The sequence below is a fragment of the Paractinoplanes lichenicola genome, assembly GCF_016785085.1.
Lineage (GTDB): Bacteria > Actinomycetota > Actinomycetes > Mycobacteriales > Micromonosporaceae > Actinoplanes > Actinoplanes lichenicola.
In genome coordinates this window covers 783,935-808,098 of the sequence record NZ_JAENHO010000004.1, presented here as the reverse complement: position 1 = coordinate 808,098, position 24,164 = coordinate 783,935, and the positions used below count along the sequence as shown (strand labels likewise).

Sequence of the window (24,164 nt, the reverse complement as noted above, 5' to 3'; positions counted from 1 at the left end):
CGGCGTCTCACCGCCAGGTGGTCAGTACCTTCCGGAGCTGGTCCGGCGCGTCCATGAAGTCGTAGTGGCCGCCGTCGACGACCTGGAAGTCGACCGCGGCGGAGTAGGCGCCCCACCCGGCGAGTTCGCCGAGGCTCACCTCGGGGTCGTCGCGCCAGTGCACGACGACGACGGGGCACGGGATGGCGACCGGCTCCGCCCGCCGATACCGGCCGGCGGCGGCGTGGTCGTCGAGCAGCACCGAGAGGCCCATCTCGATCATGTCGGGCCGCGGCGTGATGCCGCGGCCGAGCAGGAACGCCTCCAGCTCGCCGCGCAGCTCCGGCTCACTCATGGCGAGCATCCGGTCACGGGACGCGTCGTGCGGTGCCGGCTGGCCCGACACGAAGAGGCACTCGGGTGTACGCAGGCCGCGTTCGGCGAGCCGGACCACGGTCTCGAACGCGGGAATCGCACCGGCGCAGTGGCCGAAGAACGCGTAGGGACGGTCGAGCAGCGGCGCGAGCACCTCGACGAGGCTGTCGGCGAGCTGCTCGTAGGTGCCGTAGTGCGGATGGGCCAGCCGGTTCTCCCGGCCGGGGAACTGCACCGGGCAGACCTCGACGTCGTCCAGCGTGGACGGCCAGGCGCTGAACGCGGACGCACCGGCACCCGAGAACGGGAAGCAGAAAAGCCTGGCCGGCTGATCTGCGGGCGGACGGACGAGCCACGGTGTCGTCATGGTCTCTACCGCTTCCGCGCGACGATGGGCAGGTGGGTCATTCCGGCGATGAAGAACGACCGGAGGTGCTCCGGCTCGCCGGCGAACTCGAGCGAGGAGAACCGCCGCAGCAGCTCCTCGAAGTAGATGCGCAGCGACATGCGGGCCAGCGGCGCGCCGATGCAGAAGTGCGGGCCGAAGCCGAACGCGACCTGACGCTTGGCGCCGTTGCGGGCGATGTCGAAGACGTGGGGGTCGGGGAACTGGAGTTCGTCGCGGTTGGCCGAGCCGATCCAGGCGACGACCGCGCCCCGGGCCGGGATGGTGCCGCCGCCGATCTCGATGTCGTCGACCGCGTACCGCATGAAGTTGGTCGCGGCGGACGTCCAGCGCAGGCCCTCCTCGACGAGGTTGGGGATCAGCGACTCGTCGGCCTGCGCGCGGGCGAACTGCTCGGGATGCTCGATGAGCGCCTGCACCGTGCCGGAGACGGTGTGCGGCGTGGTCACGTTGGCGCCGAGCAGGATGCTGTAGCCGTCGAGCGCGATCTCCTCGTCGGTCAGCGGCGCGTCGCCCGCGGTGGCGTTGACCAGGTGGTCGAGCACGCTGCCGTCGGCCTCGCCGCTGGCCCGCCGCTGCTTGACCCACTCGGTGACGTAGCTGAGCAGTTCGTGGTGCGCGATCGCCAGCGTCGCGTCCTCGCTGCCGTGGCAGAAGTGCCGGTCCGAGGGAGCCGTCACCATCGCGGTCAGCTGAACCAGCTCCGCCCAGTCCTTCTCGGGGATGCCCAGCAGCGGTCCGGTGATCATCGCGGGCAGCAGCAGCGCGCGCTCGGCCAGGTCGAAGACCTCGCCGTCGAGCGCCGGCTCCAGGAAGCCGACGATGGCCTGCCGGATCCGGTCCTGCCACGTCGCCACCGCACGCGCGGTGAGCTTGGCGCCGATGGCGCGGCGGACCTGGGTGTGGCGCGGCGGGTCGGTGGAGGTGAGCAGCTTCCCCGCCGCCACGTCGTCGGTGCCCAGGTGGGTGGGCACGGTGCCGCGCTCGGAGGTGAACTCGCGGTGGTCGCCGAGCACGCGGCAGACGTCCTCGTAGCGGGTGACCGACCAGAACTCGCGGCCGCCCGGCAGCACCTGGTGGTGCAGCGGCGCCTTGGCCCGCATGGCGTTCCAGACGGTGTGCGGGTCGCCGGCCGTGTAGAGGTCGAGGTCGAAGAGGTTGACGGTGTCCAGGTCGATGTCGCGGTCGGGACCCGGCGTCAACCTCACGCGGCCGCCCTCCCCTGCTCGATCAGCTCGGCGACCCGGGTCGGGGTCTGCGCCAGATAGAAGGCCCGCACGGACAGCCGTACGCCGTAGTCCTCCGCCAGCCGGTCGATGATCTTGATGCCGCTCAGCGAGCTGCCGCCGACCGCGAAGAAGTCGTCCTCCGGCGCGACCTCACGGCCGCCCAGGCACTCGGACCAGACGTCCGCGACCGCCCGCGCCAGCGAATCCGCCGTGACCGGTGGTTCCGCGATCGTGCCCCCGCCACCGTTCTGGTGGCTCACCCGCGGTGTCGATTCCATTTCTGACTCCTTTTCCGGTCTTTCCGGATCGATCCCCGGCCACTGCGGTGCTCAATTTTTTTGCGACCGGATCGAGTGTTGCGCCGATTCACCCGCCGGCATACCGGTACCGCGCCCGCTCAACCCCTGGCCCCGCCGGCGAGACAGCGCAATACGGCCCGCTTGCCTGGTGGTCCACCACGCCCGCCCGCCACGATGGGGCGACAACGCCGAGCCGGGATGTAAGGGGAACGACGTGGAAGAAGGCGGCATGGATGCGGATGTGGTGATCGCCGGGGCCGGGCCGACCGGACTGATGCTCGCGTGCGAGCTGCGCCTGGCGGGAGCCGACGTCCTGGTGGTCGAGCGGCTCGAGGAAAGAACGGGCGAATCCCGGGCCGGCGGAATGCACTCGCGCACCCTTGAGGTATTGGACCAGCGCGGCATTCTCGATCGGTTCCTGAAAATAGGCGATCCGCAGCCGGTGGGCCACTTTTCCGGTCTCTATCTGGAGTTCGACGAGACCGAATCGCGGTACCCCTATCCGCTGATGATTCTGCAGTCCGACATCGAGCGGCTGCTCGAGGAGTGGGCCGTCGAGCTGGGCGTGCGGATCCAGTGGTCGGCCGAGGTGAGCGGTGTCCGGCAGGACGAATCCGGGGTGACCGTCGAGCTCGGCACCCGCGCGGTGCGGGCCCGCTACCTCGTGGGCTGCGACGGCGGTCGCAGCGCCGTGCGCAAGCTCGCGAGCGTCGACTTTCCGGGCACCCCGGCGACGATGACCGCGCTGATCGGTGACGTCGAACTGCCGGAGTTGCGCGAGGACTACGTGTGGGTGCGGCGCAGCGCCACCGGGGACTACTCGGCGATCGCCTTCGAGCCGGGCTGGTACCGGGTCATCACCTCCGAGTACGACCGGGTCGCGGGCCGCGACGAGCCAGTGACGTTCGAGCAGCTCCGCGAGTCGCTGATCAGGCTCGCCGGCACCGACTTCGGCATGCGCGCCCCGCGCTGGATCTCACGCTTCAGCGACGCCGCCCGGCAGGCCGCCTGCTACCGGACGGGCCGCGTGCTGCTCGCGGGCGACGCCGCGCACATCCACTTCCCGGCCGGCGGCCAGGGCTTGAACATGGGCGTTCAGGACGCGGTCAACCTGGGCTGGAAGCTCGGCGCGGTGGTGACCGGCCGGGCGCCGGAGAGCCTGCTGGACACCTACCACAGCGAGCGGCACCCGGTCGGCGAGCGCGTCCTGCACAACACCCGGGCGCAGTCGGCCCTCGCCCGTCCGGGCGCGCAGACGGACGCGTTGCGCGACGTGTTCGGCTCGCTCATGGAGATCGACGAGGTCAACCGGCGGCTGCGCGGAATGCTCACCGCGCTGACCGTCCGCTATGAGGTCGGTTCCGATCATCCGCTGGCGGGCCGCCGCGTCCCGGACGAGGACCTGACGACGGACGCCGGTGACGTCAGCGTCCACCAGTTGCTGCACGCCGCCCGTCCCCTCCTGCTCGACCTGCGCGCCGCGGCGGCGGCCTCGGGCGGGGACGAGGTCGCCGCCGTCGCGGGCGGCTGGGCCGGCCGCGTCGACCTCGTCCGGGCGACGAGCGCGGAGGACTTCTGGATGGTTCCGGAGCTGGACGAGGTGCCCGCTCCCGCCGTGCTGCTCGTCCGCCCGGACGGTCACGTCGCCTGGGCGGCGGCCGCCGACGAGCCGCTCGATGTGCCGGCGCTGCGCACCGCCCTCGCCACCTGGTTCGGCCCGGCCCCGCGCGACTGACCAACCTCAGACAAGCAAAACGAGGGCCTTGAGCGTCCATTCGCTCAAGGCCCTCTCCCCGTGCCCTCCTACGCGGCCCTCTCCAGGACCTTGCTCCCTTCGTGCTCGATGACGTCAAGGACCTCGCGACCCTGGTCGACCAGGTACATGTGGTCGCCCGGGAACTCCACATAGCTGAACTCGCCGGTGGTGGCGGCCTGCCACTGCCGCGCCTCCTCGGCGGTCACCAGCCCGTCCGAGTCGCCCCGCAGCGAGCAGATCGGCACGGGCAGCGGATCATCGACGCTCGGCACGTACGCCTCGTGCATCTCGCAGTCGGCCATCAGCGCCGGAAGGATCAGCTCCCGCATCTCCGGGTGATCGAGCGCCTCGTGCCGGAAGCCCGCGAACTCCTCGACCCGGGCGAGGAACTCGTCCTCGGGCAGCCCGGCCGCCCGCCGCTCGCGCTGGGTCCACGGCCCGGGGGAACCGCTGACGATCAGGCGCTCCACCCGGACGCCGCGCGCGATCAGCAGGTGCGCCAGCTCGTACGCGAGCACGGCGCCCAGGCTGTGCCCGAACAACACGACCGGCGCCTGGGTGTCGAGGCCGGCAACGATGTCGTCGACCTCTTCCCGGGCCGCTTCGACCACGTTGCGGTACGGCTCCTCGAGGAACCGCCGCTCCCGGCCCGGCAGCTCGACGGCGGTGACGCGCCACCGGCCGGCGGACAGCTCACGCCAGGGGTGGAAGAAGGATGCGCCCGCCCCGGCGAACGGCACGCACAACAGTGTCTGAACCACCTCGACCAACCCCTATCCCTGTGCCAGCTTGCGGTTGATGACCTCGAAGACCTCGGCCACCGGCGCGGGCATGTTCATCTCGTGGTGCGTCGCGTCCACGTCGTGCACCTCGAGCGTGCCGAGAACGTGCGGCCGCCACAGGGAGCCGTACACCTCGTCCTTGCGCGTCGCGCTGAAGAACAGCACGTCGCCGCGGTAGACCGGCGACTCGAAGGTCCTCATCCGGGAGACGTTGTTGGCCAGGACCCGGGACATGTTCTCCAGGAGGTCCTGCTGGCTGTCGATGCCGATGTACTGCCCGAAGAACTCCTCGAGCTCCTCGCGGTAGTCGTCCGAACTCTTGTCGTCGCGCATCTTGTGGAAGCCGTGGCCGCCGGGGCTGGAGTCGAGCACGGCCACCAGCGCGACCCGATGACCGAGCTGGTCCAGTTTCGCCGCCACGGCCTGCACGAGTGTCCCGCCGTACGACCAGCCGATGAGGTGGAACGGGCCCTCCGGCTGGATCTTCAGCATTTCGCCGATGTAGTCATCGATCATCTCGTCGACCGATCCCGCGAGCGGCTCCTGGCCGTCCGAGCCGCGAGACTGCAGGGCGTAGGCCGCCCGGTCGGTCACGTGCGGCACGAAACTGAAGTAGGGCCAGCCCAGTCCGCCGCCGCCGTGGAAGAACCACAGGGGCTCCTTGCCGGTGCCGGGGTCGGTGTTCAACGGCAGCACGACGGCGAACTGGTTGCCGCTCTCCACCGGGATGCCGCCGATCAGGACCAGCGAGGCGAGCTCCGCCACCGTGGGGTACTTGATGATCGTCCGCAGGGGCGTGTCGACACCGAACGCCTTGCGGATCCGCACGCTGAGCCGGGTGGCCAGCAGCGAGTGACCGCCGAGCGCGAAGAAGCTCTCGTTGATGCCGACCTTCTCCCGGCCGAGCAACTCGCCGAACAGGGCACACAGCTTCGCCTCATGGGCGTCGCGTGGCTCCTGGCTGACCTCGGTGCCGGCGGTCGGCGAGGGCAGGGCGCGGCGGTCGAGCTTGCCGTTGGGCGTCAGCGGAATCGCCTCGAGCGCCACCATCGCCGACGGCACCATGTAGTCCGGCAGCCGGTGGCGCAGGTAACCCGGCAGCTCGGCGAGGAACGCCGCGGTGTCGCCGCCGGGCGCGGCGTCGGGCTTGGGCACCACGTAACCGACGATGCGCTTGTCGCCGCCGTCGTCGTCGCGGACCACGACGACGGCCTGAGCCACGCCGGGGTGTCCCTGCAGCACGTGCTCGATCTCGCCCAGCTCGATCCGGAAGCCGCGGACCTTCACCTGGAAGTCGGTGCGCCCGATGTACTCGATGCGGCCGTCACGGTCCCACCGCACCAGGTCGCCGGTGCGGTACATCTGAGCCCCGGCGGGGCCGAACGGGCACGCGACGAAGCGCTCCGAGGTCAGGTCGGGCCGGCGGTGATAGCCGCGGGCCACGCCGTCGCCGGCGATGTACAGCTCGCCCGCCACCCCGCGCGGAACCGGCCGCAGCCGCGCGTCGAGCACATACACCTGGGTGTTCCCGATCGGCGTGCCGATCGGAACCACGCCCCCGCCGGGCTTCACCAGCGCCATGGTCGACCAGATGGTGGTCTCGGTCGGGCCGTACCAGTTGGCCACCTCGGCCGCCTGCTCGGCGAGCGCATCGGCCAGCCGTACCGGAAGCGCCTCGCCGCCAACCATGATCCGCAGACCCTTGGCGGCGTCCGGCTGGCTGGTCAACAGCATCTGCCAGAACGCCGGCGTCGCCTGCACGATGGTCACTCCGTGCCGGCGCATCATCGGCACGAGCCGCGCCGGGTCGGTGAGGACATCCTTGTCGGCCACCACCAACGCGGCGCCGGAGATGAGCGGGAGGTACAGCTCGGTTCCCGCGATGTCGAAGGAGATCGTGGTGTTGAACAGCATCCGGTCGGCCGGCGACAACGGGTGCCGCCGCAACGTCGTGGCAAGGTAGTTGGCCAGCGCGCCGCGGGAGATCGATACCCCCTTGGGCTTGCCTGTCGATCCGGACGTGTAGATCACGTACGCGGCGTTCTCCGGCCGGGTGACCACCGCCGGGGCCGTAACGGGGCAGCGGTCCCAGTCCACTTCCGACATCAGCTCGTCGTCGAGCATCAGCACCGGCTGGGCGTGCTCCACGACGTAGTCGATGCGCGACTGCGGATATTCCGGGTCGATCGGGACGTAAGCGCCGCCCGCCTTCAACACCGCCAGCAATGCCACCACCAGCTCCGCCGACCTGGGCAGGCAGACGGCGACCAGCGACTCCGGCCGCACCCCGCGGTCGATCAGCCAGTGCGCCAGGCGGTTCGACCGCGCATCCAGCTCCCGGTACGTGAGCGAGTCTTCGCCGTCGATGACGGCCACCGCCTGCGGATCGGACTGCACCTGCTGGTCGAGCGCCGCCAGCAGGCCCTGCGTGAGCGTCGGCTCGGCGGTGTCGTTCACCTCCCGCAGCAGCCACGACCGCTCGGCCGGGCTCAGCACCTCGACGTCGCCGACGCTGATGCTCGGGTCCGTGACCACCTGCTCCAGGACGCGTTCGAAGCGCGCCGCCATGCCCTCGATCGTCTCGCGGTCGAAGAGGGCGGTCGCGTACGAGATGTCGCCGTGCAGCGTCCCCGACTCGTCGGCGATCATGCTGAAGTACAGGTCGGCCTGGGTGGTCGAGGTGATGGCCTGGCGGAACTCCACGTCCAGGCCGGGCAGCTCCAGGTTCGACTTCGCGAAGTTCTGCCACGCGGAGATCACCTGGAACAGCGGCTGGTACGACGTGGACCGCTCCGGGTTGATCGCCTCGACCAGCACCTCGAACGGCAGGTCCTGGTGCTCGTACGCGGCCAGGGCCTTGTCGCGCACCTGAGCGAGCAGGGTCGCGAAGGAGGGATCCTCGGAGAGGTCCATGCGCACCACGAGCGTGTTGGAGAAGAGACCGATCAGGTCGGCCAGCGCCTCGTCGGTCCGTCCGGCGATCGGGGTGCCGATCGTCAGGTCGTCCCCGCCGCCGAGCTTGCGCAGCAGCACCGCCACCGCGGCCTGGGTGACCATCGACATGGTCGTGCCGGCCTCCGCGGCCAGCCTCTCCAGCCCGGCCGCCACCTCGGGCCGCACCGCGAAGCCGACCGTGTCGCCCGCCGAACTGGCCTGCGCCGGCCGGGGCCGGTCGAGCGGCAGGTCCAGCGGCTGCGGCACATCGGCGAGCTCCTTGCGCCAGTACTCGACCTGAGCCGCGGCCAGGCTTTCCGGATCGTCGAGCTCGCCGAGCACCTCACGCTGCCAGAGCGTGTAGTCCTTGTACTGCACGGGCAGGGGCTCCCAGTCCGGCGCCCGGCCGTCGCGCCGCGCCTTGTACGCGGTGGCGAGATCGCGCGCCAGCGGCGCCGACGAGCTGCCGTCCGTGGCGATGTGGTGGATCGCCAGGACGAGGACATGCTCCTCCGCGGAGCAACGCAGCAGCGCCGCCCGGAACGGGATCTCGGTGGCGAGGTCGAACCGGTGCCCGACCGTCTCCTCCGCCGCCGCCGACACGCGCTCCGGCGCCACGTCGATGACCGGAACCGCCGGCGCCGCCTCGGCGATCGGCAGGATCCGCTGGCCGAGCTCGCCGTCGTCGCCCATCACGTACGTGGTACGCAGGATCTCGTGCCGCTCGACCACGTCGCGGATCGCCGCGACGAGGGCGGCCTCGTCCAGCCGCCCGATGAGCCGGAACGACCCGGTCAGGTTCCAGGTTTCCGAGCCGCCCTCCATCTGGTGCAGGAGCCACATGCGGCGCTGTGCGTAAGACAGCGGAATCATCGTTCTACTCCTCTACGAGCATCTTGCGCAGGCTGGGACGGCGGGGTGCCGCCGATTCCCCGGCCCAGGCGGCGAGCGCGGCCACGGTCGGCAGGTCAAAGATCTTTCGGATGGGTATCTCGACGCCCATCGCGGCGCGGGCACGGCTGATCAACCGCGTCGCGAGCAGCGAATGGCCGCCGAGATCGAAGAAGCTGTCGTCGACACCGACCCGCTCCACGTCGAGCACCTCGGCGAACAGCTGGGCCAGCGTCGCCTCGCGGGCGTTGCCGGGAGCGCGGTATTCGGTACGGGTGTACGCCGGCTCGGGCAACGCCGCCCGGTCCAGTTTGCCGTTCGGAGTGAGCGGCAGCTGGTCGAGGACGACGAAGGCGGCAGGCACCATGAACTCCGGCAGCCGCTGCGCGGTGAACGCCTGCAGCTCCGGCGCCGGCAGGGTGGCGCCCGCGGCGGCGACGACGTAGGTGACCAGCTGCCGGGCGCCGCCGGAGGAGTCCCGGGCGATGACGACAGCCTGCGCGACGCCGGGGTGCGCGACGAGCGCGGCCTCGATCTCGGCCGGCTCGATGCGGAAGCCACGCACCTTGACCTGCGTGTCACTGCGGCCCAGGTATTCCAGCATGCCGTCCGCGTCGATGCGCGCCAGGTCGCCGGTGCGGTACATGCGCGCGCCGGGCGGCCCGAACGGGTCGGCCACGAAACGCTCCGCGGTCAGCGCGCCACGGCCGTGGTAGCCGCGGCTGACCTGCCCGCCGACGTACAGCTCGCCCACCGCGCCCGGCGCGACCGGGCCCAGGCCGGGGCCGAGAACGTACGCTCGCATGTTGCCGAGCGGGGCGCCGATCGGCACGGTGGCCGGGCCGGCCCGGAGCTCGCCCTCCACGGTGAAGGTGGTGGCATAGAACGACTCCGTCTGCCCGTACGCGTTCACGATCCGCACGCCGGGCAGTGCGGCCCGGGTCTTCTCGACGAGCGAGGCCGCAAGCGCCTCGCCGGCGAAGACAACGGTCTCCACACCGGCCCGGCCGGCGATGTCGTCGACCAGCTCAGCGAAGGCGGACGGCACCGTGGAGACGATGCTGCCGCTCCAACCCGCCCGCCCGCCCAGCACCAGGACGTCGCGGACCAGCTCGACGACGCCGCCGGACACGAGCGTCGTGAAGATCTCGAATGCGGAGACGTCGAAGTTCACCGAGGTGCCGGCGAACAGCCGCTTGCCCGCTGCCATGCCCACCCGGTCGGCGAGCCGCAGCACGCCGTTGACCAGGTTCGCATGCGTGATGGCGACACCCTTGGGCCGGCCGGTGGAGCCGGAGGTGTACATCACGTACGCCAGCTGCTGCGCCCGCAACCGCACGCCGGGGTGGCCGGCGTCGCCGGAGAGGTCGAGCGTGTCGAGGAAGACGTCCGGCGCGTCGTGGTCCGGCAGCACCGCGACCGTCGCGGAGTCCGTCACGACGAGGCACGGCCGCGCCTGCTCGAAGACGGCGGCCAGGCGGTGGCTGGGGTATTTCGGGTCGACCGGCAGGTAGGTGCCGCCCGCCTTCAGCACCGCGAGCAGCGCGACCACCAGGTCAGCCGACCGGGGCAGCGACACCGCGACCACCGATTCCGGGCCCACGCCGCGGCCGGTGAGCTCGTGCGCCAGCCTGTCGGCCCGGGCGTTGACGGCACGGTAGGTGAGCGACCCGTCGTCGGTGACCACGGCGACCGCGTCCGGGGTCCGCTCGGCTTGCGCCTCGACGAGCTCGGCGATCGTCACGTCCGGGGTCGGCTCGGCCGTGTCGTTGAAGTCGACGAGCAGCCGCCGGCGTTCGGCCGGGGTCAGGACATCGATCTGCGCGACTGTCAGGCCGGGATCGGCTGCCAGCTGTCGCAGGATGCGCGCGAGACGCCCCGCGAACGCCTCCACCTTGTCCCGGCTGAAGACGCCGGGGGCGTACTGGAAGAGCAGTTGAAGGTGTGGATCTGCCGCCGCCATCAGGGTGAGCGGATAGTTGGTGGCCGTGGAGGGGCGCAGGCCGGTGAAGGCGATCCCGTCCGCGGCGTCGGCGGCGGCGTCGAGGCCGTCCCGGTCGACCGGGTAGGACTCGAAGACGACCAGCGTGTCGAACAGGGAGGTCAGGCCGGCCGCCTGCTGGATCTCCGTCAGCCCGAAGTAGTGGTGGTCGAGCAGTGCGGCCTGCCGGCTCTGCAGCCGGGTGAGGACCTCCGCGATCGTGTCGCCGGGCGCGTGCTCGACGCGTACGGGAATGGTGTTGATGAACATGCCGACCATGGCGTCCACGTCGGGCACGGCGGGCGGGCGCCCCGAGACGGTTGCCCCGAACACCACGTCCTGGCGGCCCGTGAGCTGGCCGAGCAGCAGCGCCCAGGCGCCCTGGACCAGCGTGTTGACGGTGACGCCCCACTCGGACGCGCGCCGGACGAGGGCCTGCGCCTCGTCGGCCCCGAGCGCGATGTCGATCTGGTCGACACCCTCCCCGACACCTTGCGCACCGGGGGCGAGCAACGTCGGCTCCTCCACCCCGGCGAGCTCGGCAGCCCAGACCCGCACGGCCTCCTTCTCGTCCTGCCGGGCCCGCCAGGACAGGAACTCGCCGAAGTCACGGGGCGCCGGCAGCCCGGCCGCGTCGCCGTCCGAGGCGTAGAGCAGCAGCAGATCCCGCATCAGCAGAGGCATGGACCAGCCGTCGATCAGCACGTGGTGCGCGGTCAGCACCAGGTCGGCGCGGCCCGGCTCGGCGATGACGAGGGCCATCCGGATCAGCGGCGGGTCGGCGACGTCGAAATGGGTGGCGCGGTCGCGGGCGAGGAAAGCCTCGAACGTCTCCGTACGCTGCGCCTCGTCGGCCGCCGTCAGGTCGAGGTACTGCCACGGCAAGGTCACCGTGCGCGGCACCACCTGCACCACCTTGCCGTCCGCCCGGTCGGCGAAGGCCGCGCGGAGGCTGGCGTGCTGCCCCACGAGCGCCTGCGCGGCCCGGTGCATCCGCTGCGGGTCGACCGTGCCGGACAGGTGGAACACCAGCTGCATGTGGTACGCGTCGAACGTCGACCCGGCCAGCATCGTGTGGAACAACATCCCGGACTGCACCGGCGTCGTCGGCCAGATCGCGGCCAGCGCGCCGAAGCGGGCCTCCCAGGCGTCGATCTCCTGCTGGCTCACCGGGACCAGGGGCGCGTCACTCGGGGTCAGGCCGCCCGCGTCGGGCGTGGTCGTGTGCCGCGCCAGGGCGGCCAGCGCCTGCACCCACAGGCCGGCCAGCTCGGTCACCTCGTCGCGGCCGAGCACGCCGGTGGGGAAGCCGAAGTAGGCGGTCAACTCCTCGCCGGCGTCCGTGCTCGTGGCCACCGCGTTGATCTCGAGCGCCGACAGCGCCGGCATGTCCGCGTCCGGCGCGGCGATCAGGTCCCGGTACCCGGGATCCGGCGCCCAGCCCAGGCCGCGCAGCTGCTCGGGAATGTCCGCGCCGGAGGAGCGACCCAGGTAGTTGAAGCCGATCTGCGGCTGACGCGCCCCGGCCAGCACGGGTGCGGTCTGCGGGTTCAGGTGGCGCAGCAGTCCGAAACCCATGCCGTTGTCCGGCACGGCTCGCAGCTGCTCCTTGATGGCCTTGATCGCCCTTCCGGCGGCCGGGCCGCCCGCGAACGCGTCCGTCACGTCGACGCCCGCCAGATCCAGGCGTACCGGGAACATCGCGGTGAACCAGCCGACGGTGCCCGAGAGGTCGGCGCCCGGGATCAGGTGATCCTCGCGGCCGTGCCCCTCCAACCGGACAAGCGACGCGGTCCCGGACTCGCCCCGCGTCTGACGCCAGCGCGCCAGCGCCAGGGCCAGACCGGCCAGCAGGCCGTCGTCGACGCCGCCGCGGAACACCGCGGGCAAGGTGGTCAGCAGGGTCTGTGTGACGTCCGCGGGCACCTGCACGCGTACGGTGTCCACAGTGGCCGCAACATCGCGGGCCGGATCCAGTGGCCGCGCGCCCAGGACCGGCTCGTCCGCCTCGAGGATCTCCCGCCACACCGCAAGCTCCGCGACCCGCTGCTCGCCGGCCGCCTCGGCGACGAGCGCGTGGGCCCAACGCCGCAGCGAGGTGCCCGCGTTGGCGGGCTGCCGGACGTCGTCGCCGCGAACCTGCTGCCAGGCGGCGACCAGATCCGGCACCAGGATGCGCCAGGACACGCCGTCGACGACCAGGTGGTGAAGCACGATCAGCAGCCGGTCCGCCTCCGTGGCGCTGGTGAACCGGACGAACTGCGCCATGACGCCCGCGTCCGGGTCGAGCCGGCCCGCGGCCGCGTCCAGCTCGGCACGCGCATCGGCGTCCGCCAGGGCGACCTCGTGCAGCAGCGCGCCGGCGTCCACACTGCCGGCCGTGGCGATGACGAGACCCGGCCGTTCCCGGTCGAGCCGGGACCGCAGCACGTCGTGCCGGTCGAGCACTGCCTGCACCGTCGCGACCAGTCCCGCGCGGTCGATGTCGGCGGGCAGGGTGAGCATCGCGGACATGCAGAACCGCCCGACGCCGCCGCCCAGCCCGAGAATGTGCGCCGCCGTCGGAGTCAGCGGCGCCCAGCCCACGCCGCCGCCGGGCAGCTCGGCCAGGGTCACGCGCTCCTCGCCCGCCCGGGCGTCGACAAGCTCCGCGAGCCGGGCGACCGTGCGGTGCTCGAAGATCTCCCGGGTGCTGACGACCACGCCGTGCGCCTTGACCCGCGCGACGACCTGGATCGAACGGATGCTGTCCCCGCCGCTGGTGAAGAAGTCGTCGTCGATGCCCACCGGGCCGGCGCCGAGAACGTCCGCGTACACCTCGGCCAGCGCCCGCTCCGTCGCGGTGCGCGGCGCCCGGTGCTCGACGCCGGCGAACTCCGGCACGGGCAGGACGGCCCTGTCGAGTTTGCCGCTCGCCGTCAGCGGCAGCGATTCCAGCACCACGAAGACGGCCGGCACCAGGTAGTCCGGCAGCCGTTCGGCCATGAACGAGCGCAGGTCCGCCGACGACACACCGCCGTCGGGCGCGCCCTCCGCCGGCGCGACATAGCCGGCCAGCCGAGCGCGGCCGGTCTGGTCCTCGCACACGGTGACCGCGGCCTGGGCGACCGCGGGATGCCGGGCCAGCACCGTCTCGATCTCCGTCGGCTCGACCCGGATGCCGTTCACCTTCACCTGGTTGTCGGCGCGTCCCGCGTACCGCAGCCGGCCCTCGTCATCGCGCCGGGCAAGGTCGCCGGTGCGGTACATGCGCGTGCCGGGCGGCCCGAGCGGGTCGGGCACGAAGCGCTCGGCGGTCAGCCCGCCGTTCCGGTGATAGCCGCGGGCGAGCAGGCCGCCGACGTACAGTTCGCCGGTCACACCGGGCGCGACCGGAGCCAGCTCGGGCCCGAGAACGTAGGCGCGCATGTTGGCCAAGGGCAGCCCGATCGGGATCGCCGCGGCGCCGTCCATCTGCTCGGGAACCGTGAACGTGGTGGCGTAGAAGCTTTCCGTCTGCCCGTAGGCGTTGACGACACGAACGCCGGGCAGCGCGCGGCGAACCTTACGGACCAGCTCGCTCGGCAGCGCCTCGCCGGCGAAGACGACGGTCTGCACGTCGAGCTCGATGCGGTTCGCCGGGTCGGCGGCCAGCTGGTCCAGCAGGGCCGAGAAGACCGCGGGCACGGCGCTGACGGTGGCGCCCGACCAGCCGCGGCGTTCGGCGATCTGCAGGACGTCGCGGACGATCTCGACGCTCGCGCCGGTGGTCAGCGCGGTGAAGATCTCGAACACCGAGACGTCGAAGTTCACCGACGTCGCGGCGAGCATCCGGGCGCCCGGCTCGACCTTCGTGATCTCGCGCAGCGCGCGCAGCCCGTTGACCACGCCGCGGTGGGTGACGGCGACGCCCTTGGGCGCCCCGGTCGACCCGGACGTGAACATCACATAGGCGAGGTGGTCCGGCCCGGCGCCGGAATCCGCGACCTCGCCGGCGACGTCGTCGAGGTCCAGCTCGTCGAGCCGCAGCACCGGCGCCTCACCGGCGCTCAGCACCGCCGCGGTCTGGCCGTCCGTCAGCGCCAGGGCCGGCTGGGCGGTGTCGAGCAGCAAACCGATGCGCGCGGCCGGGTAGGCGGGGTCGACCGGCAGGTAGGCGCCCCCGGCCTTGAGGACGCCGAGGAGCGCCACCACCAGCTCCGCGGAGCGTGGCAGCGCCACCGCGACCAGGACGTCCGGACCGACGCCGCGCTCGCGCAGGAGCGCCGCGAGCCGGGTCGCCCGGATGTCGAGTTCCCGGTACGACAGCGACGTCTGCCCGCACACCACCGCTGTCGCGTCCGGTGTCCGGGCCGCCTGAGCGGCGACAGCCTGCGCTACCGTGAGGTCCGGCAACGGCACCGTCGTGCGGTTGAGCTCGGTCAGAGCGTCCCGCTCGGCGTCGGTGAGCACGTCCAGCGCGTCGAGCCGCGCCGTGGGGTCGGCGACCGCCTGGCGCAGCACACGCAGGTAGCGGTCGACCAGGCTCTCGGCCGTGGCGTGGTCGAACAGCTCGGTCGCGTATTCCAGGCGGCCGTAGGCGCCGCCGGACGGGGCCGGGACGATGTTGAAGAAGAGGTCGAACTTCGCCGTTCCGGTGCCGGCCGGCAGCGGGGTGACCTGAAGGCCCGGGATCTCGATCGCCGACCACTCGAACTGCCAGGCCTGCATCACCTGGAACAGGGGCTGATAGGCGGTGGTCCGGTCCGGGCTCAGCAGCTCCACCAGACGCTCGAACGGAACGTCCTGGTTGTCGTACGCGGCGAGGGCCCGATCACGAACCTGCGTCAGCAACGACCCGAAGGCCGGGTTGCCGGACAGGTCGACGCGTAGCACCCACGTGTTGGCGAAGAAGCCGATCAGGTCGTCGAGCTGCTCGTCGGCGCGCCCCTCGATCGGTCCGCCGATCGTCAGGTCGTTGCCCGCGCCGAGATGGTGCAGGAGCACCGCCAGCCCGGCCTGGGCCACCATCGGCGCGGTGCCGCCGTGCTGCGCGGCGAGCTTCGCGATGCCGGTGAGCAGGTCCAGGTCGAGCTCGAAGTCGACGTGGCCGCCGTGGTGGCTCGCCGCCGTCGGCCGCGCCCGGTCCAGCGGCAACTGGGTCGGTTGCGGCACGTCGGCCAGTTCCGCCCGCCAGTAGTCCAGTTGGGCCCGGGCGATGCTCGCGTCGTCGTCCTCGTCGCCCAGCAGCTGCCGCTGCCACACCGTGTAGTCCTTGTACTGAATCGGCAGGGGCGCCCACTGCGGCGCGCTCCCCTGGCGCCGGGCGGTGTACGCCGTCACCAGGTCGCGCAGGAACGGCGCCATCGAGGCCCCGTCCGAGGCGATGTGGTGGAAGACGAACGCCACGATGTGCTCCAGCGGCGACTCCTGGAAGATGGTGACCCGCAGGGGCAGCTCCGTCTGGAGGTCGAAGCCCTGGCACACCGCGGCCTGCACGGCGGCTTCCGAGGCGTCGGGCGTCACCGTGATGAACCGGCTCTGCAGGAACGCCTCCTCCGGCGGCAGCACCCACTGGTGCGGGGTGCCGTCGGCGTCCTCCACGATGAGGGTACGCAGGCTCTCGTGGCGGGCGACGACGTCCGTGACGGCGGCGAGCAGCGCCGACGTGTCCAGCGGCCCGCTCAGGCGCAGGACGAACGGGACGTTGTAGGTCGCGGACGGGCCCTCCATGCGATAGAGGAACCAGAGCCGGCGTTGGGCGAAAGAGAGCGGAATCATCGTCGTACTCCCTACGCGCTCATCGGACGCAGCTGGGGGCGGTTTGTCTTGGCGAGCTTCTCGATCTGCGCCGACAACTGCGCGACGGTCGGAGTGCGGAAGACCATGGTGACCTTGACGTCGACGTTGAGTTCTTTGCGGATCCGGCCGATCAGGCGGGTGGCGAGCAGTGAGTGGCCGCCCTGCTCGAAGAAGTCGGCGTCGATACCGATCTCGTCCACGCCGAGCAGCTCGGCGAAGAGCCGGCACATGACCTCTTCGTTGTGATTGCGCGGGCCGCGTCCGGCGACGACGGTGGGGCGTTCGGGCTCGGGAAGCGCGTTGCGGTCGAGCTTTCCGCTCGGCGTCAGCGGCAACTGAGCGAGCGGCACGATCGCCGAGGGGACCATGTAGTCGGGCAGATTCTCCCGGGCCCGCTCGGTCAGGGCGGTGACGTCCGCCTCCGCCGGGACGACGTAGGCGACCAGCCGCTGGTCGCCGGGCCGGTCCTCGCGCAGCACAACCACCGCGCTGGTGACACCGGGCGCCGCCGTCAGCGCCTGCTCGATCTCACCCAGCTCGATGCGGAACCCGCGGACCTTGACCTGGAAGTCGGACCGGCCGATGTACTCGACCTGACCGTCGGAGTTCCACCGCACCACGTCACCGGTGCGATACATCCGCTCGCCCGGTGCGCCGAACGGGCAGGCGACGAACCGGCCGGCGGTCAGGTCCGTCCGGCCCAGGTAACCGCGGGCCAGGCCGGTGCCGGCCAGGTACAGCTCGCCGTCGACACCGGGCGCGACCGGCCGCAGCGCCGAGTCCAGCACGTAGACCCGGGTGTTCCACACCGGAGCGCCGATCGGCACCCGGTCGGCGCCGGGCACGTGCTGCCACGCCGTGACCTCCACCGCGGCCTCGGTCGGGCCGTAGACGTTGTGCACGTCGCAGCCCGGCAGCAGTTCGGCCGCCCGGTTGGCCAGCGCGGCGGGGAACGCCTCACCGGCGACCTCCATCCACCGCAGGCTGTCGCATTCCTTCGCGGCGGGCTCGTTGACGAACGCCTCCAGCAGCGACGGCACGAAGTCCGCACCGGTCACGTGCTCGCGCTGGATGAGGTCGGCCAGGTACGCCGGGTCCCGCCGCCCGTCCGGACGGGCGATCACGATGGCGGCACCGACCTGCAACGGCGCGAAGAGCTCGGGCACCGACACGTCGAAGCTCGCGGTCGTGCTCAGCAACATGCGGTCCTCGGCACCGACGTCGAAGTGCGCCAGGCCCCAGGCGAGCCGGTTCATGATCGCCCGGTGGGCCACCTGCACGCCCTTGGGGCCGCCGGTGGAGCCCGAGGTGTAGATGACGTACGCCGCGTTGTCCGGCGTCAGCGTGCGCTCGGGGTTCGTGTCCGGATATCCGGAGACGTCGGGCGTGGTGCCGTCCAGCACGAGCAGCGGCCGGGCGCCGGTGAGCACCTGGCGCACCCGGTCCTCGGGCAGCTCGGTGTCGATCGGCAGGTAGGCGGCGCCCGCCTTCACCACCGCGTAGATGGCCACCAGCAGCTCCACGGAGCGGGGGATCCGCACCGCGACCAGCCGCTCGGCGCCGGCGCCCTGCTCGATCAGCCAGTGCGCCAGCTGGTTGGCCCGGCGGTTGAACTCGCCGTACGTCAGCCGCTCGCCCTCACCGATCAGCGCGAGCCGATCCGGCTCCCGCGCCACCTGGGCCTCGAACGCGCCCGGCAACGTCTGCGGAGCCACCGGGTGCGCGGTGTCGTTGATCTTCCGCAGCAGCCACTCCCGCTCCTGCTCCGACAACACCTCGACGGCGCTGACCGGCGTCGCGGGCTCCTCGAGCACCTGCTCCAGCACGCGGACGAGCCGGGCCGCGATCACCTCGGCCGTGGCCCGGTCGAAGAGGTCCCTCTGGTAGTCCAGCGACAGCCGCAGGTACGGGTCGGACGAGTTGAGCGTGAGCGGATAGTGCGAGCCGGCGAACGGGCGGATGCCGTCGATCCCGAAGCCCGCGGCGGTGTTCGCCTCGACGATGCCGTCCCGGTCGATCGGATAGTTCTCGAACACGACGATCGTGTCGAAGAGCGCGGGCAGCCCGACGTCACGCTGGATGTCGGCCAGTCCGTAGTAGTGGTGGTCGAAGAGCGCGACCTGCCGGTTCTGCAGCTCGGTGACGACTTCGCCGATGCTCGCCTGCGGCGGGCAGGAGACCCGGGTCGGCAGCGTGTTGATGAACAGGCCGACCATCTCGTCCGAGCCGGGCACGTCTTCCGGGCGGCCGTTGACCGCGGCGCCGAACACCACGTCCGAGCGGCCGGTCAGCTTCGCGAGCAGGATCGCCCACGCGCCCTGCAGCAGCGTGTTGAGCGTGACGCCGAGCTCAGCGGCCCGGCCGGCGAGCTGCCGGCCCTGGTCGATCGAGAACGGCACCTCGATGCGGCCGAGGGCGGACACCTCCTCGGCCGGCGGGACGTCCTCGGTGACGAGCACGGGCGCCACGAGCGTGGGCTGGTCGAAGCCGGCCAGTTCCTGCTTCCACCGGGCGGCGGACGCCTCCCGGTCCTGCGCGCTCAGCCAGGCCAGGTAGTCGCCGTAGCCACGTGCCGGCGGCAGCTCGCCGGTGTCGGCGTACAGCTGGATCAGGTCCTTGATGACCAGCGGCGAGGACCAGCCGTCAAAAAGCGTGTGGTGCGCCGTGATGACCAGCTTGGCGTGCTGCGGGCCGCAGGTGAGCAGGCCCAGGCGCAGCAGCGGCGGCTTGGCCGGGTCGAGCTGGTCGGCCCGGTCCGCCGCCAGGAAGGCGTCGAGCGCGTCACTCTGCTCCGCGTCGCCCTGCCCGGCGAGGTCGGTGTGTCGCCAGGGCAGGGCGACGTGTTCCGGAACGACCTGTACGGGATCGCCGTCGGCGGTCGTCAGGAACGCAGAGCGCAGGTTGGAATACCTGCGCAGGAGCGCCTGCCCCGCCGCTCGCATCCTGGTGGGATCGACGTGGCCGGACAGGTGCAACACGAACTGCATGTGGTAGACGTCGAACGCGCCGTCCGCCATCGCGGCCTGGAACTGGATGCCGGACTGACCCGGCGCCTGCGGCCACACCTCGGCGAGCCGGCCGTAACGCTGCTCCCACGTCTCGATCTCCTCCTGGCGCACCGAGACCAGCGGCGCGTCCGAGGGGGTCAGGCCGCCGATCCGCGGCCGGGCGGCATAGACGGCCATGCCCCGCAGCACGTCGGCCCAGAGGCCGGCGAGCTCGCTGACCCGGTCACGGGACAGCAGCCCGGACGGGAACATGAAGATCGTCTGCAGCTCGGGGCCGTCCGCGGTGTCCACCACGACGGAGTTGACCTCCAGGGCGGAGAGCGCGGGCAGGTCCGGATCGGGCATCGCGATCAGCTCGGTGGACCACGAGGACGGCACCCAGCCGTACGCCCGCAGGTGCTCCGGCACGTCGGTGTCGGAGATCCGGCCCAGGTAGTTGAAGCCGATCTGCGGCGCCGGATAGTCGGCGAGCTGCTCGGCGGTCTCCGGGTTCAGGTAGCGCAGCAGGCCGTAGCCGACGCCCTTGTCCGGAACCTGGCGCAGCTGCTCCTTGACCAGCTTGACCGCGGCGCCGGCGGCGGAGCCACCGGCCAGCACGTCGGCCAGGTCCACCCCGGGCACCGTGATCCGGGCCGGGTACATGCTGGTGAACCATCCGATCGTGCGGGACAGGTCGGCGCCGGGGACGACGTCCTCCTCGCGGCCGTGCCCCTCGAGCCGCACGACGGTGGGCAGCGACGCACCGCGCCACCGGCCGGCCGCCAGTGCCAGCGCGGCGAGCAGCACGTCGGTGCCGGTCGCCCGGAACGCCGCCGGAAGCTTGCTCAGCACGGCGTCGGTGACCTCGGCGGGCAGCCGCAGCCGCAGCGTGTCGACCGTGCCCATCACGTCGACGGACGGATCGAACGGCCGCTCGCCCAGCGGCGGGTCGGGCACCTCCAGCAGGTCACGCCAGTAGGGCAGCTCGGACTCGCGCTGCGGGGAGAGCGCCTCGGACTCCAGCGCCGCACTCCAGCGGCGGGCCGACGTGCCGACCGCGGGCAGCTCGGCCGGGTGGCCGGCGCCGATCCGGTTCCACGCCTCGGCCAGGTCCGACATCAGGATGCGCCAGGAGACACCGTCCACCACCAGGTGATGCAGCACGATCAGCAGCCGGCCCTCGCCGTACGGCGCGCTGAACCAGACGAACGCCGCCATGATCCCGGCCTCGGGGTCCAGCCGGCCGAGCGCGGCGTCCAGCTCCGACTTCGCCGCCGCCAGCTCGGCCGGATCCGCCCAGCCGCCGCCGCAGTCGACCTTGTGGATCAGGTGCGCGGCGCCTACGGTGCCGCGCGGGCGGACGTCGAGCGAGAGCTCGGCATCGCGCACCAGTCGCGCCCGGAGCATGTCGTGCCGGTCGAGAACGGCGTTCAGCGTCGCGGTCAGCCCGCGCTCGTCGATGCCGTCCGGCAACTCCAGCGTCATCGCCATGGCGAACCGGTCCGTGCCGCCGCCGTTGCCGAACACCTGCTGCGCGACCGGCGGCAAGGCCATCGGGCCGACGCCGCCGGTCTCGTCCTCGGCCAGTGCGGGCGTCTGCTCCCGGCGGGCGCCGGCCAGCTCGGCCAGCTGCGCCACCGTGCGGCACTCGAAGATCTCCCGGGTGGTGACGTGCAGGCCGCGCGAGCGGGCCCGGGCCACCACTTGGATCGATCGCAGGCTGTCCCCGCCGATCGTGAAGAAGTCGTCGTCGATGCCGACCCGGTCCACGCCGAGCACGTCGGCGTAGGCGTTGGCGAGGACGACCTCCGCCTCGGTGCGGGGCTCGCGGTACGTCTCGCCCAGGAACTCGGGCTCGGGCAGCGCCGAGCGGTCCAGCTTGCCCGTGGGGCCGAGCGGGAGCCGGCTCAGCGCGACGAACGCGGACGGCACCATGTAGTCGGGCAGCCGCGCCGTCATGAACTTACGCAGCTCGGCCGAGGAGGCGCCGGCCAGCACGTCGACGTCGCCGATGCCGCCGCCACCGTCGTCGCCGACACCGCCCTCGCCGGTGTGCACCACGTAGGCGACGAGCCGCCGCCCGCCCGCGGGCACGTCCCGGGCGAGCACCACTGCCTCGCTGATGCCGGGGTGCTGCGTGAGCGCGGCCTCCACTTCGGCCGTCTCGATGCGGAAGCCCCGCACCTTCACCTGGCTGTCACCGCGGCCAAGGCACTCCAGCTGCCCGTCCGCGTTCCAGCGGGCCAGGTCGCCGGTGCGGTACAGGCGATCACCGGCCGGGCCGAACGGGTTGGCGACGAAGCGCTCCGCGGTCAGACCCGCGCGGCCGTGATAGCCGCGAGCCAGGCTGCGACCGCTCACGTAGAGCTCGCCGAGCACACCCGGCGGCACCGGGACGAGACCCGGGCCGAGCACGTAGGCCTGGGTGTTGCTCAGCGGCGTGCCGATCGGTGCGACGTCGTCGTGCGTCCACGGCTCGGACGCCGGAAGCGAGAACGCGGTGGCGTAGAAGCTCTCGGTCTGCCCGTACGAGTTGACGAGCTGCACACCCGGGAGCGCCTCACGCACCTGGCGCACCAGGCGGGCGGGCAGGACCTCACCCGCGAAGACGATCGAGCGGACGTCCGGCGCCTTGGCGAGATGGCCGACCAGCTCGCCCAGCACCGACGGCACGCCGCTGATCACGTGACCGTCCCAGCCGTCGCGTTCGCCGAGCACCAGCGCGTCGGGCACAATCTCGGCCGTACCGCCGGTGACGAGCGTGGTCACCAGCTCGAAGACCGAGACGTCGAAGTTGATCGAGGTGCCGGCCAGCATACGCCAGCCGGGCGCCGCGTGCAGCCGGCCGGCGAGCTCGCGCACCCCGTTGACGATGCTGCGGTGGGTGATCGCGACACCCTTCGGCTTGCCGGTGGAGCCGGAGGTGTACATCACGTAGGCGAGATTGCCGGGTGCCGGCGGCGACAGCGGGACCGTCCGGTCCGGCGACTGCCACTGCCCGGAGTAGTCGAGGTCGATGACGGACGCGTCGTCGCAGGGCAGCTGCTGCGCCGTCGCGGTGTCGGTGACGACGAAGCGCGGGCGCACCTCGGCCAGCACTCCCGCGGCCCGCGCACCCAGATAGCGGGTATCCATCGGCAGGTAGGCGGCGCCGGCCTTGAGGATGCCGAGCAGGCCGACCACGAGGTCCTCGTTACGCGGCACCGCCAGCACCACCAGGTCCTCGGCGACGACGCCGCGCCGGCCCAGCTCCTGCGCGAGGTGGTTGGCCCGGGCGTCCAGTTCGCGGTAGGTGAGCACGCGGCCGGCGCACTCGACCGCCACGGCATCGGGCGTACGCGCGGCCTGGCTCTCGAAGAGCTGCGGGACCGTCTGGTCGTCGAGCGGCAGGGCGGTGTCGTTGTAGCGACGCAGCAACCGGTCCCGCTCGTCCGTGTCGAGCACGTCCAGCACGTCCACGCCGCGGTCGGGGTCGGCGACCAGCAGGCTCAGCACGCGCTCGAAGCGGGCGGCGAGACGCTGGACCGTGTCCCGGTCGAACAGGTCGGTGGCGTACTCCAGGCGCACGCCGGCGCCGCCGGAAGCGTCCGGGATGATGTTGAAGAAGAGGTCGAACTTCGCGGTCGCGGTCTCCAGCGTCTCCGATTCGACGTCGAGACCGGCGAATTCGAGGGCGCCGAGCGGCTCCTGCCAGGCGAGCATCACCTGGAAGAACGGGTGATAGGCGGTGGAGCGGTCCGGGTTGAGCAGCTCCACCAGCCGCTCGAACGGCATCTCCTGGTTGTCGTACGCCCCGAGCGAGCGGTCGCGCACCCGGTCGAGCAACTGCCGGAACGTCGGGTTGCCGCTGAGGTCGACCCGCAGCACCCAGGTGTTGACGAAGAACCCGACGAGGTCGCGCAGATCCTCGTCCACGCGGCCGGCGATGGGCGCGCCGATCGGCACGTCGTCGCCGCAGCCGAGGTGGCGCAGCAGCACCGCGAGTGCCGCGTGCATGACCATCGACACGGTGATGTCCTGCTCGGCGACGAGCCGCCGCACGTCCGCGAGCAGGCCGGGCGCGATCGGGAACTGCACCAGGTCACCACGGCTGCTGCTGACCCGTCCGCGCGGCCGGTCCGTCGGCAGGGCCAGCGGCTGCACGAGCGAGTCGAGCGTCTCGCGCCAATACGCCAGCTGGCGGGCGGCCACGCTCTGCGGATCCGACTCGTCGCCGAGCACGTCCTGCTGCCAGAGCGTGTAGTCGGCGTACTGGATCGGCAGCGGTTCCCAGCCCGGTGCGTGGCCGTCGCGTCGCGCCGAGTACGCCGTGCTCAGGTCGCGCAGCAGCGGCCCGAGCGACTCGCCGTCCAGGGCGATGTGGTGCACGACCAGCACCAGCGTGTGCTCGCGGGGCCCGGTGCGCAACAGCCGGGCGCGGATCGGCACGTCGGCGGCGAGGTCGAACGTCGCCTTGGCCGCCGCGTCGACGGCCGCGGGCAGCGCCGCCTGCGTGACGTCGGCGACCCCCAGCTCGAACGGTGCGGTCCCGGCGGGCAGAACCTGCTGGAACGGGACGCCGTCGTCGCCCTCGACGATCACCGTGCGCAGCACTTCGTGCCGGTCGATCACGTCGCGGAGCGCCGCCTCGAGCGCACCGACGGTCAACTCACCGGTCAGCTTCAGGGCGAAAGCGCCGTTATAGGTGGGCGATGGGCCTTCGAACCGGTCCACAAACCACAACCGGCGCTGCGCGAACGACAACGGAATCATCGTGTCTCCAAAATGGGCGTACCAGGAAGCGAA

Annotated in this window: 8 protein-coding genes; 1 reads left to right on the top strand and 7 read right to left on the bottom strand. The window is 71.9% G+C overall.

Annotated features, from left to right (window positions below; genetic code table 11):
* Nucleotides 1–7: 7 nt before the first annotated feature.
* The 3 genes from JKJ07_RS17295 to JKJ07_RS17285 are packed head-to-tail and all read right to left on the bottom strand — an operon-like array spanning nucleotide 8 to nucleotide 2,267.
* A complete protein-coding gene (locus tag JKJ07_RS17295) occupies nucleotides 8–721 on the bottom strand; it encodes a thioesterase II family protein (RefSeq protein WP_202992570.1) in 714 nt (237 codons plus the stop codon).
* 5 nt (nucleotides 722–726) lie between these two features.
* Nucleotides 727–1,968, bottom strand: coding sequence for a cytochrome P450 (locus tag JKJ07_RS17290; RefSeq protein WP_202992569.1), 1,242 nt, complete (start codon nucleotides 1,966–1,968; stop codon nucleotides 727–729).
* Nucleotides 1,965–2,267, bottom strand: coding sequence for a phosphopantetheine-binding protein (locus JKJ07_RS17285; protein ID WP_202992568.1), 303 nt, complete (start codon nucleotides 2,265–2,267; stop codon nucleotides 1,965–1,967). The genes JKJ07_RS17290 and JKJ07_RS17285 overlap by 4 nt, the downstream gene beginning before the upstream one ends.
* A gap of 250 nt (nucleotides 2,268–2,517) precedes the next feature.
* Between JKJ07_RS17285 and JKJ07_RS17280 the strand changes: the two genes are divergently transcribed.
* On the top strand, nucleotides 2,518–4,023 hold the full coding sequence (locus JKJ07_RS17280) for an FAD-dependent monooxygenase (protein ID WP_202992567.1): 1,506 nt from the start codon (nucleotides 2,518–2,520) through the stop codon (nucleotides 4,021–4,023).
* Nucleotides 4,024–4,091: 68 nt separating this feature from the next.
* Here the strand turns inward: JKJ07_RS17280 and JKJ07_RS17275 are convergent, their stop codons facing one another.
* The 4 genes from JKJ07_RS17275 to JKJ07_RS17260 are packed head-to-tail and all read right to left on the bottom strand — an operon-like array spanning nucleotide 4,092 to nucleotide 24,131.
* Nucleotides 4,092–4,805, bottom strand: a complete 714-nt coding sequence (locus JKJ07_RS17275) for a thioesterase II family protein (RefSeq protein WP_307834301.1) — start codon at nucleotides 4,803–4,805, stop codon at nucleotides 4,092–4,094.
* A 12-nt stretch (nucleotides 4,806–4,817) separates the two neighbouring features.
* Entirely contained in the window at nucleotides 4,818–8,633 is a 3,816-nt protein-coding gene (locus JKJ07_RS17270) for a non-ribosomal peptide synthetase (protein ID WP_202992565.1), read from the bottom strand.
* A gap of 4 nt (nucleotides 8,634–8,637) precedes the next feature.
* The gene (locus tag JKJ07_RS17265) at nucleotides 8,638–16,371 is read right to left on the bottom strand and encodes a non-ribosomal peptide synthetase (protein ID WP_202992564.1); all 7,734 of its coding nucleotides are present in this window, start codon (nucleotides 16,369–16,371) and stop codon (nucleotides 8,638–8,640) included.
* Nucleotides 16,372–16,382: 11 nt separating this feature from the next.
* Entirely contained in the window at nucleotides 16,383–24,131 is a 7,749-nt protein-coding gene (locus JKJ07_RS17260; protein WP_202992563.1) for a non-ribosomal peptide synthetase, read from the bottom strand.
* Nucleotides 24,132–24,164 lie beyond the last annotated feature (33 nt).

What these genes read in the sequence shown, in the direction of transcription:
- JKJ07_RS17295 (WP_202992570.1), bottom strand. Translation starts at nt 721, where the DNA reads ATGACGACACCGTGGCTCGTCCGTCCGCCCGCAGATCAGCCGGCCAGG.
- JKJ07_RS17285 (WP_202992568.1), bottom strand. Translation starts at nt 2,267, where the DNA reads ATGGAATCGACACCGCGGGTGAGCCACCAGAACGGTGGCGGGGGCACG.
- JKJ07_RS17280 (WP_202992567.1), top strand. Translation starts at nt 2,518, where the DNA reads ATGGATGCGGATGTGGTGATCGCCGGGGCCGGGCCGACCGGACTGATG.
- JKJ07_RS17270 (WP_202992565.1), bottom strand. Translation starts at nt 8,633, where the DNA reads ATGATTCCGCTGTCTTACGCACAGCGCCGCATGTGGCTCCTGCACCAG.
- JKJ07_RS17265 (WP_202992564.1), bottom strand. Translation starts at nt 16,371, where the DNA reads ATGATTCCGCTCTCTTTCGCCCAACGCCGGCTCTGGTTCCTCTATCGC.
- JKJ07_RS17260 (WP_202992563.1), bottom strand. Translation starts at nt 24,131, where the DNA reads ATGATTCCGTTGTCGTTCGCGCAGCGCCGGTTGTGGTTTGTGGACCGG.